The sequence below is a fragment of the Mesorhizobium sp. L103C119B0 genome, from assembly GCF_000502235.1.
In the GTDB taxonomy this organism is placed as follows: Bacteria; Pseudomonadota; Alphaproteobacteria; order Rhizobiales; family Rhizobiaceae; genus Mesorhizobium.
Genome location: NZ_AYXE01000005.1, coordinates 96,094 through 107,922, shown reverse-complemented (window position 1 = coordinate 107,922; position 11,829 = coordinate 96,094). Strand labels below are relative to the sequence as shown.

General features: G+C 64.6%; 11 protein-coding genes. 4 read left to right on the top strand and 7 right to left on the bottom strand.

The genetic code is table 11. From position 1 onward, the window contains the following. Positions 1–22: 22 nt before the first annotated feature. From X728_RS156620 to X728_RS156650, 7 genes are all read right to left on the bottom strand, one after another. Entirely contained in the window at positions 23–1,036 is a 1,014-nt protein-coding gene (locus X728_RS156620; protein ID WP_023738110.1) for an ABC transporter ATP-binding protein, read from the bottom strand. After that, the gene (locus tag X728_RS156625) at positions 1,029–2,141 is read right to left on the bottom strand and encodes an ABC transporter ATP-binding protein (RefSeq protein ID WP_023738111.1); all 1,113 of its coding nucleotides are present in this window, start codon (positions 2,139–2,141) and stop codon (positions 1,029–1,031) included. The genes X728_RS156620 and X728_RS156625 overlap by 8 nt, the downstream gene beginning before the upstream one ends. A gap of 2 nt (positions 2,142–2,143) precedes the next feature. Next, complete coding sequence (locus tag X728_RS156630) at positions 2,144–2,347, bottom strand: hypothetical protein (RefSeq protein WP_023694181.1); 204 nt, start codon at positions 2,345–2,347, stop codon at positions 2,144–2,146. A gap of 214 nt (positions 2,348–2,561) precedes the next feature. After that, on the bottom strand, positions 2,562–3,512 hold the full coding sequence (locus X728_RS156635) for a carbohydrate ABC transporter permease (protein WP_023711245.1): 951 nt from the start codon (positions 3,510–3,512) through the stop codon (positions 2,562–2,564). Continuing rightward, entirely contained in the window at positions 3,509–4,456 is a 948-nt protein-coding gene (locus X728_RS156640; RefSeq protein WP_032897586.1) for a sugar ABC transporter permease, read from the bottom strand. Before X728_RS156640 ends, X728_RS156635 begins: the two co-directional genes overlap by 4 nt. A 229-nt stretch (positions 4,457–4,685) precedes the next feature. Next, positions 4,686–6,089 (bottom strand): ABC transporter substrate-binding protein, encoded by a 1,404-nt coding sequence (locus X728_RS156645; protein ID WP_023831191.1) that lies wholly within the window; start codon positions 6,087–6,089, stop codon positions 4,686–4,688. Between the two features lie 254 nt (positions 6,090–6,343). Then, positions 6,344–7,042, bottom strand: a complete 699-nt coding sequence (locus X728_RS156650) for a PIG-L deacetylase family protein (protein ID WP_023715560.1) — start codon at positions 7,040–7,042, stop codon at positions 6,344–6,346. 26 nt (positions 7,043–7,068) lie between these two features. On the opposite strand from X728_RS156650, the gene X728_RS156655 reads away from it, so the two are divergent. From X728_RS156655 to X728_RS156660, 4 genes are all read left to right on the top strand, one after another. After that, positions 7,069–7,959 carry a DMT family transporter gene (locus X728_RS156655; protein WP_023831190.1) on the top strand — a complete coding sequence of 297 codons (891 nt, stop codon included), beginning with the start codon at positions 7,069–7,071 and terminating at the stop codon, positions 7,957–7,959. Positions 7,960–7,999: 40 nt separating this feature from the next. Next, entirely contained in the window at positions 8,000–9,745 is a 1,746-nt protein-coding gene (hrpB, locus tag X728_RS01000000166565) for an ATP-dependent helicase HrpB (protein WP_245266109.1), read from the top strand. 89 nt (positions 9,746–9,834) lie between these two features. After that, positions 9,835–10,467 carry an ATP-dependent helicase C-terminal domain-containing protein gene (locus X728_RS1000000171485; protein WP_245266114.1) on the top strand — a complete coding sequence of 211 codons (633 nt, stop codon included), beginning with the start codon at positions 9,835–9,837 and terminating at the stop codon, positions 10,465–10,467. A 32-nt stretch (positions 10,468–10,499) separates the two neighbouring features. Next, complete coding sequence (locus X728_RS156660; protein ID WP_023738116.1) at positions 10,500–11,825, top strand: ActS/PrrB/RegB family redox-sensitive histidine kinase; 1,326 nt, start codon at positions 10,500–10,502, stop codon at positions 11,823–11,825. Positions 11,826–11,829 lie beyond the last annotated feature (4 nt).

Genomic DNA, 11,829 nt, shown 5'->3' with positions numbered 1-11,829 from the left:
GGCGTCTAGACCGCCGAAATCTTCACATCAGCCTTTGTCCGTCGGCGCCGAAATACAGCGGCGAGCGGTAGCGGATCACCACTTTGTCGCCCTCGGCCAGATCCGTATCGGGGTCGGTGAGCGTCACCAGTTTCTTCGGGCCGACCGTAACATGCAGATGGTTCTGGTCCCCGAGATGTTCGACCCAGTCGACGACGCCGTCGGCATGGCCGTTTGCGGTCTTCTCGATCGACAGATGCTCGGTGCGCGCGCCGATGGTCTTGGTTCCGGTCGGCGCCCCACCATCAGGCAGCAGTCCCGCTGGCAGCAGATTGATCGCCGGCTGGCCGAGCCGTGCGGCGACATGAAGGTTTGCCGGCTCGGAATAGATGGTGCGCGGCGTGCCGATCTGCACCAGCACGCCATTGTTGAGGATGCCGATGCGGTCCGCCATGGTCATCGCCTCGATCTGGTCGTGCGTGACATAGAGCATGGTGGCGCCGAGCTCGGCTTGGATGCGCTTGAGTTCGAGCCTGAGATCGGCGCGCAATTTGGCGTCGAGCGACGACAGCGGCTCGTCCATCAAATAGATCGACGGCTTGCGCACCAGCGCGCGCCCAATGGCGACGCGCTGCATTTCGCCACCCGAAAGCTTGGTCGAGCGGTTGTTCAGCTTGTGGTGGATGCGCACCATCTTCGCCACCTCTTCGACGCGGCGGCGAATCTGGTCCTCCGGTACTTTCCGCGCTGGCGAACGCAGCGGGAAGGCGAGGTTGTCGTAGACCGACAGATGCGGGTAGAGCGAATATTGCTGGAACACGAAGGCGGTGTCGCGCTCGGCCGGCGACAGCGTCGTCGCATCGTGGCCGCCAATATGGATCGTGCCGCCATCCGGCCGCTCCAGTCCGGCGATCAATCTCAGCGTCGTCGTCTTGCCGGCGCCGGTCGGGCCGAGCAGCACGACGAATTCGCCATCGGCGATGTTAAGGTCGAGGCCATCGACGGCGACATGGTCGCCGAAGCTTTTGGTCACGCCCTTGATGTGCACGTCAGCCATGCTGCGCTCTCCCTTGAGAGGCGGTATCGTGGATCGCGGTGCGCACCGCCCGACCCGAGCCCTTGTCGAACAGCGACAGCCGCACGCTGTTCAACGTCAGCCCGACATGATCGCCGGCAGCGAGCCGGATTTCGGCCGGCACCCGCGCCTTGATGATGCCGTCCGCCGTCTCCACCGCCACGATCTGCGTCGTGCCGAGATATTCGGTGCCGTAGATGGTGCCGCGCAGTTTCGACGCATCGTCGAAACGGATGTGCTCGGGACGGATGCCGAGCGCCATGTCGGCGGGCGCAATTTCCTCGCGCACTTCCGGCACCGCCACCTTGGCGCCCTGGACGACGATTTCCTTCGCCCCCTTCGCCAGCCCGCCACCGAAGCCCAGGAAATTCATCGGCGGCGAGCCGATGAAGTCGGCGACGAACATGGTTGCCGGGCGGTCGTAGATTTCGCGCGGGCTGCCGAACTGTTCGATGACGCCATGGTTCATGACGGCGATCTTGTCGGCCATCGACATCGCTTCCATCTGGTCGTGCGTGACATAGACGGTGGTGGCGTGGATGCGGTTGTGCAGCTCGCGCAGCTCATGCACCATCAGATCGCGGAATTCGGTGTCGAGCGTGCCGAGCGGCTCGTCCATCAGGAAGCATTTTGGCCGTCGCACGATGGCGCGACCGAGCGCCACGCGCTGGCGGTCACCGCCGGCAAGGCCCGAGACCGATTTGTTGAGCAGATGGTCGATGCGCAGCAGCTTCGCCGTTTCCTCGACACGGCTTCGAATCTCGGCCGACGGCATGCCTTGCGCGAGAAGCGGGAAGCCGATGTTCTTGCGCACATTCATATGCGGATAGAGCGCGAAAAGCTGGAAGACGAAGGCGATGTCGCGTTCGCGCGCCCGGCGCATGGTGACATCCTCGCCGCCGAGCAGGATCTGGCCGCCCGTCGGCAGTTCCAGCCCGGCGATCATGCGCAGCGTCGTCGTCTTGCCGCAGCCCGACGGGCCAAGCATGACGAAGAACTCGCCATCCTCGACGATGAAGCTGGAATCCTGCACGGCGACGAAATCGCCGAAGGCCTTTCTCAAATGTTGGACGCGGATTTCGGCCATGATTATTCCGGGAATTTCGAGACGATGATGAACATCACTGTGCCGGCGAGCATAGTGATGAAGGAGTAGGTGTAGAGCGCGAGCGCGAAAGGCTGGAACAGCATCAGGAAGCCGACGGCGATGAGCGCCGTCGCAATGTTTTCCATCAGGCCGCGCCGGGCCCAGCGAGGCCAGGATGACTTTTTGGAGATGGCTGGGCGCGTCATGCGTAGCTGCCTTCCTTCTGCCCGGCAACGGGGCGAGACGGTTGCCAGGTGGTTCCCCCACTCCGTCGCTGCTTCGCAGCGTCACCTCTCCCCCCTCCGGAGGGAGAGGAAGGCAGCCTGCCTGAATGAAGTTCGCGTCCTTCCTCTACCCCGTCGATCGGGGGAGAGGTGTCGAGCGAAGCTCGACGGAGTGGGGGTCGACTTGACACACCAATCATTTGCGTACCGCGCCGAAGGTGATGCCGCGCAGCAATTGTTTGCGAAGCAGGATGGTGAAGACCAGGATCGGCACCAGGAAGATCGTCGTGCCGGCCGCCACCGCCGGCCAGTCCTGGCCGCCTTCGCCGATGATAGTCGGGATGAAGGGCGGTGCGGTTTGCGCCGTGCCGGAGGTGAGCAGTGCCGCGAAGGCATATTCGTTCCAGGCGAAGATCAGGCAGAAGATGGCGGTCGCGGCGATGCCGGTGGTGGCTTGCGGCAGCACGGTGCGCCAGAAGGCCTGCAGCCTGGTGTAGCCGTCGATCATCGCCGCTTCCTCATACTCGCGCGGGATCTCGTCGATGAAGCCTTTCAGCAGCCACACCGCCAGCGACACGTTTACCGCCGTGTAGAGCAGGATCATGCCCAGCGCGGTGTCGGACAGGCCGAGCTCGCGGTACATCAGGTAGATGGGAATCGCGACCGCGATCGGCGGCATGAAGCGCGTCGACAGGATGAAGAACAGAAGGTCATCGGCCAGCGGCACCTTGAAGCGCGAGAAACCATAGGCAGACAGCGTGCCGAGGAAGACCGCGCAGAAGGTCGAGCCGAAGGCGATTATCAGCGAATTGACGAAGCGCGGCAGGAAATTGGACGGGCCGGCAATCACCATGTTGCGCTTGCGCGAGGTCTCGTCGCAGAAACCGGTCGCGGGTCCGAGCGAGTTGATGTACTCGGGCGTTTGCCTGGTGCGCGTCGTGAACAGGTTGCAATAGCCCTCGATGCTCGGCTGGAACAGAATCTTGGGCGGATAGGCGATCGAATCCGGCGGCGTCTTGAAGCTGGTGGCGAAGATCCACAGCAGCGGCACGATCGAGATCAGCGCGTAGAGCACGATGATCGTGCCGGCGATCCGCTTCGAATTGGCTGAGGGGGCGACGACGGAGTGGGCGGTGGTCAGGCTCATCTCTGCTTCACCTTGTTCAGCGCCTTGACGTAGATGTTGGCCAGCCCAAACACCGCGACGAACAGGATGATGGCGAAGGCCGAGGAATATCCGGTGCGCCAGCTCTCGAACGCCTGCCGCTTCAGCGTGATCGAGGCGACCTCGGTGGTCGAGCCCGGCCCGCCACCGGTCAGCAGGTTGACCATGTCGAACATCTTGAAGTTCTCGATGCCTCGAAACAGCACCGCCAGCATGATGAAGGGCAGCGCCATGGGCAGCGTGATCGACCAGAACTGCCGCCAGTTGGACGCGCGGTCGACCTCGGCGGCTTCATAGATGTATTCGGGGATGGAGCGCAGGCCGGCGAGACAGATCAGCATGACATAGGGCGTCCACATCCAGGTGTCGACGATGATGATCGACCACGGCGCCAGCGACACGTTGGACAGCATCTGGATGTCGGTCGGTGGTATCCGGGTGACGAACGAGATGGCGTAGGCGAACAGGCCGATCTGCGGCTCGTAGAGGAAACGCCAGAAATTGCCGACCACCGCCGGCGACAGCATCATCGGCACCAGGATGATGGTCGTCCAGAAGGCGTGGCCGCGAAACTTCCTGTCGATCAGCCACGCCAGCGTGAAACCGATCAGCGTCTGCAGCAGGATCGTCAAGAACACGAAATGCGCCGTCGTCTGCATGGCGATCCAGATGTCCTGGTCGCCGAGGATGCGCTGGTAGTTGGCGAAGCCGAGGTTTTTCACCACCTCGTTCGGGCGGTTCGCGCGGAAGTTGGTGAAGGACAGGTAGATCGCCCAGAACAGCGGGAAGATGTTGATGGCCAAGAGCAACAGGATCGTCGGCGAGATGAACAGCCAGGCGAGGCCCTTGTCGCTGATCCCCCGGACCTTGCGGGCCAACGGCTCCGGGGTCGCCCGGGCAACGTTCTCCGCAGTCCGATTGAGCATGGTGAGTCCTGCTTCGGTCACGTCAAGTCTCGACACTGGAATTTATCTGAACTGCGTCCCGTGCCAAGGGCAGCACGGGACCAAGAGCATGATGCCGAAAAGTGTGAAGCGGTTTTCGGACCACATCATGCTCTCTCTCTTTTTAGCCCTGAGGCGGATGATTTCTGATCGATTCGGCCTGAAAATCATCCGCCTCTGGGGTCAGGCTCGGGAGGAGCCGTTGGTCCGGTTACATCTTGCCGTCGTCCTGGAACACTTGCGTCCAGTCCTTGACCAGGCCGTCAAGCGCGTCCTTGGCCGAACCCTGGCCGGCTACGACATAGTCGTGGAAGCGCTTCTGCGACGCCTGCAGCAGCGGTGCGTAGCTCGGCTCGGCCCAGAAGTCCTTCACGATCGCCATCGAGTCGAGGAAGGTCTGTGCATAGGGCTGGCTGGACGGGAAGGCCGGGTCCTTGACCACCGCGTTCAGGCAGGAATAGCCGCCGAGCGACCACCATTTGGCCTGCACATCCTTGTTGGCGAACCACTTGATGTATTTCAGCGNGGAATAGCCGCCGAGCGACCACCATTTGGCCTGCACATCCTTGTTGGCGAACCACTTGATGTATTTCAGCGCCGATTCCTGCTTGTCTGAATAGGACACGACCGAAATGCCCTGGCCGCCAAGCTGCGCAAACTGGGCGCTGCCGGGACCCTTCGGATTGACGAAGTAGCCGATCTTGTCACCGCCGACATTCTCGTCCTTCTGCAGGCCGGGCCAGGTGAAGGCGAAGTTCATGTGCATGGCCACCTGACCGGATTTGAAGGCGTCGACGCCTTCGCCCATATAGCTGTTCGAGGCACCCGGAGGCGTGCAGCAATCGTAGAGCGACTTGTAGAACTCCAGGCCTTTGACCGCGTCTGGCGAATTGACGAAGCCTTCCATCTCGTAGGGCTTCTTGGGGTTTTCATACTGGAAGCCGTAGCTGTAGAGCACGTCCATGGCGCCCATGGTGATGCCTTCCGAGCCACGCTCGGTGTAGATCGAAGCGCCATAGACGGTCTTGCCGTCGATCTCGCGCTTCTGGAAGAACTCGGCGACCTGCTTCAGTTGGTCGAAGGTGGTCGGCGGGCCGAGATCCCAGCCATATTTTTCCTTGAATTCCTTCTGCAGCTCCGGCTTGGAGAACCAATCCTTACGGTAGGTCCAGCCGACGACGTCGCCCATGGCCGGCAGCGCCCAGTAGTTCGGCGTGTTCTTCGGCCATTCGGAATAGCCGACGACTGTTGCCGGCACGAAGTCGTCCATGCTGATCTTCTCCTTGTCGAAGAAGTCGTTCAGCTTGACGTAGTGGCCGTTCTCGGCCGAGCCGCCGATCCACTGGCTGTCGCCGATGATCAGGTCGCACAGTTTGCCGTGCGAGTTGAGCTCGTTGAGGAAGCGGTCGGCATAGTTGGTCCACGGCACGAATTCGAATTTCATGCCGATGCCGGTTTCCTTGGTAAAATCCTTGGACAGTTCGACCAGCGCGTTTGCCGGATCCCAGGCGGCCCAGCAAAGCGTCAGGTCTTCAGCGTGCGCGGCGTTCGAGACGGCTGTCGACGCGGTAATCGCCGAGGCCAGCCCCAACGCCAGTTTCAAGCTCGATTTCATGCCTTCCTCCCATTTGCGAAACGCGCCCGGATGGCCGTTTCAAGAACCCCTCAACCCTCGCTCCTCCGAGGGGCTAAACACGGCGCGCTATGCGTCGCCAGGGCGGCGCGGTGCGCCGCAGATGTTTAGTAATTTGTTTAGTGATGCAATTTTTACTAAACAAGGCAAGCGAATTCGTCGCTGCGCCGCAACATGGCGAAACGGCGATTGAAATCGTTGGGAAATGATTGCCGGACGGCTCGCCCGGAAGTTGCTTAGCCGGGGTCGCCTATAATTTTCGTCTGCGGCGTCACCGGCCGAACAGGGGGCGCGGGCGGCAGCAGCGCGCGGATGTCGGCGAAGGGAAAAGTCGGCTCGAATCGGAAGGCCTCGGCCAGGGAGCCGGGAACGCTGTTGCATTGCCCGGCGCGAAACTCATTCTGGACGCGCGCTCTGTCGACATATTGCTCCGGCCACTGCGACTGGTGCGCTCGGATCGCCTGCGTCTTGATATCGCCGTAGGCGGAAATGTCGACGTAATGCGTCGGCGCAAAGCCGGTGCCGCCCATCGTGTCGGCATGCAGCACGGGGACGCCGAACGAGGCCGCGATGCGCACGCCGTCCGACAAAGCACGATGGTCGGCGTGATAGTCGTTGGGGGCATGCGTGATAACCAGATCCGCCGCGGTCTCGCGTATCAGCGCTTTCAGCGAAGCGATCAGTGCCGCATCAGCCACCAGTTCGCCGTCGGGAAAGTCGAGAAAGCGAAGGGTTGCGCCGAGCAGCGCCGCAGCGGCCGCCGCCTCGTCGCGGCGGACACGAGCCAAAACGCTCGGGTCGCCCATGCCGCCCCTGGCGCCATCCGTGGCCACGGCAAAAGTCAGTTCTGCGCCTTGCGTGGCATAGGCAGCCAGCGTACCGAACATGAATATCTCGATGTCGTCGGGATGCGCGCCGAGCGCCAATACCTTCACTGCACTCTCCCCGGAAATGGAAAAACGTGACGAACGGAATCCTGCTCGCCCTCATCGCCTATGCAAGCTATTCGTGCAGCGATGCCGTTATCAAGAGCCTTGGCGGACAGTTCACCGTCTTCGAGATCGGCTTCTTCATCACGCTGTTTGCCGGCTGCTTCCTGTTTTTCAGCCGCCCAGTCGATGAGCGCTGGCGCGACTTCTGGCGCACCGGGCGGCCATGGGCGGTGCAGGCCCGCGCCTGGGCCGGCATCGCCTCGGGCGTGCTCAGCGTCTACGCCTTCACCACCATTCCGCTGGCCGAGACCTATGCACTGATCTTCCTGGCGCCGCTTTGCGTTACCATTCTCTCGACCGTCATCCTGAAAGAAAAGGTCGGTCCATGGCGCTGGCTGGCGGTGGTTGCCGGCTTTGCAGGTGTCATGCTGGTGGTGCGGCCAGGTTTTCGCGAGTTGCATCTCGGACACCTTGCCGCCTTCACGGTGGCCTTCCTTGCCGCGGTCAGCGTCATCCTGATGCGGTCGCTCGCCCAGCAGGAAAAGCGCACCACCATGCTCGGCGTGCTCATCGGTTACGGGCTGCTGTTCAACGGGGCCGGCACCATCGCCACATCGTTCACCCTCCCCAACGCCATGCAGCTGCTGTGGCTGGTGCTGGGCGGCGCCTTTACCGCCGGCGGCCAATTGCTGCAGCTGCTGGCCGCCAAATACGCACCGGCCAACCGCATCGCGCCGACGCATTATTCGCAGATCGTCTGGGCGGTGATCCTCGGTGCGTTGTTCTTCCAGGAGTATCCGGACTGGATATCGCTGGTCGGCTTGGCCGTCGTCGGCGCGTCCGGCCTGCTCACCATGGTGCGCGAGGAGGTGCGGCTGGGCACGGTGCGCTGGAACCCGTTTGCGCGCACGAGGCTTTGAGCCGTTGCACGGTTGTGGTGACCGCTGATATGCGGACGCAATGACGACGAGATCCTTGCCGGAGCTTCCGGTATCCGCCGTGCTGCCGGCCCTGAGCCAGGCGCTCGGCTCCGGCAACAGCGCCGTTCTGGTGGCGCCGCCCGGCGCCGGCAAGACGACGCTGGTGCCGCTGGCGCTGCTCGATGCGCCCTGGCTGGTCGCCGGCAAGATCGTCCTGCTCGAACCGCGCCGGCTCGCCGCCCGCGCCGCCGCCCGCCGCATGGCCGAATTGCTTGATGAAGAGCCTGGCGCCACCGTCGGCTATGCCATGCGCATGGAAAACCGCACATCGGCCCGGACAAAAATCCTGGTCGTCACCGAAGGCGTCCTGGCGCGCATGATCCTAGACGATCCCGAGCTGCCCGGCGTCTCGGCGGTGATTTTCGACGAATTCCACGAGCGCTCGCTCGACGGCGATTTCGGCCTGGCGCTGGCGCTCGACGTGCAGGGCGCGCTGCGGCCGGATTTGCGGCTGCTGGTGATGTCGGCAACGCTCGATGGCGCGCGCGTCGCGAAACTCCTGTCCGGCGCCCCGGTGATCGAAAGCCAAGGCCGTGCGTTCCCCGTAGATGTCAGATACGACGAGCGGCCAGCCGGCGTTCCCATCGAAGACGCCATGGCCAAGGCGATCCGCTCCGCTCTTGCCGGCGAGAGCGGCAGCGTGCTCGCCTTCCTGCCCGGCCAGCGCGAGATCGAGCGCACGGCCGAGCGGCTGCAGGGCCGCCTCGGCGCCGACACCGACATCGTGCCGCTCTACGGCCAGCTCGACAACAGGGCGCAGGATGCAGCCATCAAACCGGCGCTGCCGGGCCGCCGCAAGGTGGTGCTGGCGACGTCGATCGCCGAGACCTCGATCACCATCGACGGCGTGCGCGTCGTCATCGATTCCGGCCTGTCGCGGCTGCCGCGCTACGAGCCGGCAAGCGGCCTGACCCGGCTGGAGACGGTGCGCGTTTCCAGGGCGTCCGCCGACCAGCGCGCCGGCCGCGCCGGGCGCACGCAGCCAGGCGTCACCATCCGCCTCTGGCGGGCCGAGCAGACGGCGGCCCTTCCCGCGTTCACCCCGCCCGAGATTCTGGAAGCCGACCTGTCCGGCCTGCTGCTCGATTGCGCCGCCTTCGGCGTCGCCGATCCGGCGAGCCTGTCCTTCCTCGACCCGCCGCCGGCCCCGGCGCTCAACGAGGCGAGGGCGCTGCTCATGGCGCTGCACGCCATCGACGCGGCCGGACGGCTGACGGAGCAGGGCGGCGCGATGCGCAAGCTGGCGCTGCCGGTAAGGCTGGCGCACATGGTCGCCGAGGCGGCAGGCACCGGCCACGCGCTGGAGGCTGCGATGCTAGCCGTGCTGCTCACCGAGCGTGGCCTCGGCGGCGATGGCGCCGATCTCGAACGGCGGCTCATCCGTTTTCGCACTGAGAAGTCGCCGCGCGCCGTCGGGGCAAGGCAGCTGGCCGAGCGGCTGGGGNGGCGAAGCAGGCGGGCGGCGCCAAGAGCAGCGAAGCCGCTTCTGCCGGTCTTTTGCTCATCCACGCCTGGCCGGACCGCGTCGCCAGGGCGCGCGGCGAGCGTGGCCGTTTCGTGCTCGCCAACGGCTCCGGTGCAATGGTCGACGCCGCCGATCCGCTGGCCGGCGAGACCTGGCTGGTCGTCGCCGATCTGCAGGGCAAGGCGCAGAACGCCCGCATTACGGCGGCAGCAGCGGTCGACGAGGCCGATATCCGCGCCGCACTGTCAGACAGGATCGTAACGCGCCGCGAGACGAGCTTCGACCGCGAGCGGCGCGCGGTGCGCGTGCGCGAGACCGCCAGGCTCGGCGCCATCACTTTGTCGGAGCGCATGCTGCCCGCACCAACTGGAACAGACGCCGACCGCGCCATCCTGGATGCCTTGCGCGAGCACGGCCTGTCGCTGCTGGAATGGGGCAAGGACGGCGAGACGCTGCGCCAACGGCTTGGCTGGCTGCATCGCGGCCTCGGCGCGCCTTGGCCCGATGTTTCGGAAGCCGCCCTGCTCGAACGCCTCGACGACTGGCTGCTGCCGTTCCTGTCGGGCAAGGCGTCCTTCGCCGCCATCGACCCCGGCACGCTGTCGTCGGGCCTGATGGCGCTGGTGCCGCATGATTTGCAGCGCAAGATCGGCACACTGGCGCCGACCCATTTCGACGCGCCGTCCGGCAGCCATGTGCCGATCCGCTATGACGGCGAATGGCCGGTGCTGGCCATCCGCGTGCAGGAACTGTTCGGCCTTGACCGCCATCCGGCAATCGCCAACGGCACCGTGCCGCTGACGCTCGAGCTGTTGTCGCCGGCGCACCGGCCGATCCAGACGACGCGCGACCTGCCCGGCTTCTGGCGCGGCTCCTGGGCCGATGTGCGCACCGACATGCGCGGCCGCTATCCCCGCCATGTCTGGCCGGAAAATCCGCTGCTCGCTGCGGCCACCGCCCGCGCCAAACCGCGAGGGACCTAGCGCTCGTCCTTTCCCGGCTATAATCCTTGGCCATGATCAACATCGTGCACGCGCCAGACTTCCAGCAAAGCCAGCGGCTGCGCCTCAACACGCTGATCCGGCTGCGCTGGCTGGCCATCGTGGGCCAGAGCCTGGCGGTGCTGGTCGTCGCCTATGGGCTCAAATTCCCGCTGCCGGTCAGCCTCTGCTTCGCGCTGGTCGCCTGCTCGGCCTGGCTTAACCTGGTGCTGACCTTCCGCTATCCGGCGGCGCACCGGCTGACCCCGTTCTCAGCCTTTTTCATCCTGACCTTCGACAGCCTGCAGCTTGCCGGCCTGCTCTATTTGACTGGCGGCCTCACCAACCCGTTCTCGGTGCTGATGACCGTGCCCGTCGTCATCTCGGCGGCGTCGCTGCCGCTGCGGCTGACTGCGGTGCTCGGCGCGCTGGTCATGGCGGCGGCCACGTTGCTGGTCTTCTTCCACCAGCCGCTGCCATGGTATGAGGGCGCGCCGCTGCCCATGCCATTCATCTATGTCGCCGGCATATGGATGGCGGTGTTTTCCTCGATCGCCTTCACCGCCATCTATGCCTTCCGCGTCGCCGAGGAAGCCCGCCTGCTCGCCAATGCGCTTGCCGCCACCGAACTGGTGTTGCAGCGCGAGCAGCATCTGTCGGCGCTCGATGGCCTCGCCGCCGCCGCCGCGCACGAACTCGGCACGCCGCTCGCCACCATCGCCCTTGTCTCCAAGGAAATGGAGAAGGCGCTGGGTAACGATCCGAAATATGGTGAGGATGTGAAGCTGTTGCGGTCGCAGAGCGAGCGCTGCCGCGAGATCCTGAAGCGGCTGACCAGCCTGTCCTCCGAGGGCGAGGCGCATCTGTCGCGTCTGCCGCTGACCTCGCTGGTCGAGGAGGTGACCGCGCCGCACCGCGATTTCGGCATCTCGATCAAGCTTCGGCCGGGCGAGCGCGTCGGCCCCGAACCGGTGGGACGGCGCAACCCCGGCGTCATCTACGGCCTCGGCAATCTGGTCGAGAACGCCGTCGACTTCGCCCGCAACAGTGTGACGGTGCGATGGAGCTGGGACGAGCTCGACGTCACCTTCTCGATCATCGACGACGGGCCGGGCTTTCCCCCCGAAATCATCGATCGCATCGGCGAGCCCTATATGTCGACACGCCAGGGCAACGAGGCTGGCGGTGGCCTGGGTCTCGGGCTGTTCATCGCCAAGACCTTGCTCGAACGCTCCGGCGCCACGCTCGATTTCCGCAATTCGAGCGGACTGGGCGAAGGCGCGATCGTGCAGATATCGTGGCCGCGCACGGTCTTCCTCAACCCGGAATCGGTGGGGATCTCGATGTTCGACACCGCGTAAAAGC

Excerpts from the sequence above, each read along its gene's own strand:
- X728_RS156620 (WP_023738110.1), bottom strand. The coding sequence starts at position 1,036 with ATGGCTGACGTGCACATCAAGGGCGTGACCAAAAGCTTCGGCGACCAT.
- X728_RS156635 (WP_023711245.1), bottom strand. The coding sequence starts at position 3,512 with ATGAGCCTGACCACCGCCCACTCCGTCGTCGCCCCCTCAGCCAATTCG.
- X728_RS156660 (WP_023738116.1), top strand. The coding sequence starts at position 10,500 with ATGATCAACATCGTGCACGCGCCAGACTTCCAGCAAAGCCAGCGGCTG.
- X728_RS1000000171485 (WP_245266114.1), top strand. The coding sequence starts at position 9,835 with ATGCTGCCCGCACCAACTGGAACAGACGCCGACCGCGCCATCCTGGAT.
- X728_RS156640 (WP_032897586.1), bottom strand. The coding sequence starts at position 4,456 with ATGCTCAATCGGACTGCGGAGAACGTTGCCCGGGCGACCCCGGAGCCG.
- X728_RS156625 (WP_023738111.1), bottom strand. The coding sequence starts at position 2,141 with ATGGCCGAAATCCGCGTCCAACATTTGAGAAAGGCCTTCGGCGATTTC.
- X728_RS156630 (WP_023694181.1), bottom strand. The coding sequence starts at position 2,347 with ATGACGCGCCCAGCCATCTCCAAAAAGTCATCCTGGCCTCGCTGGGCC.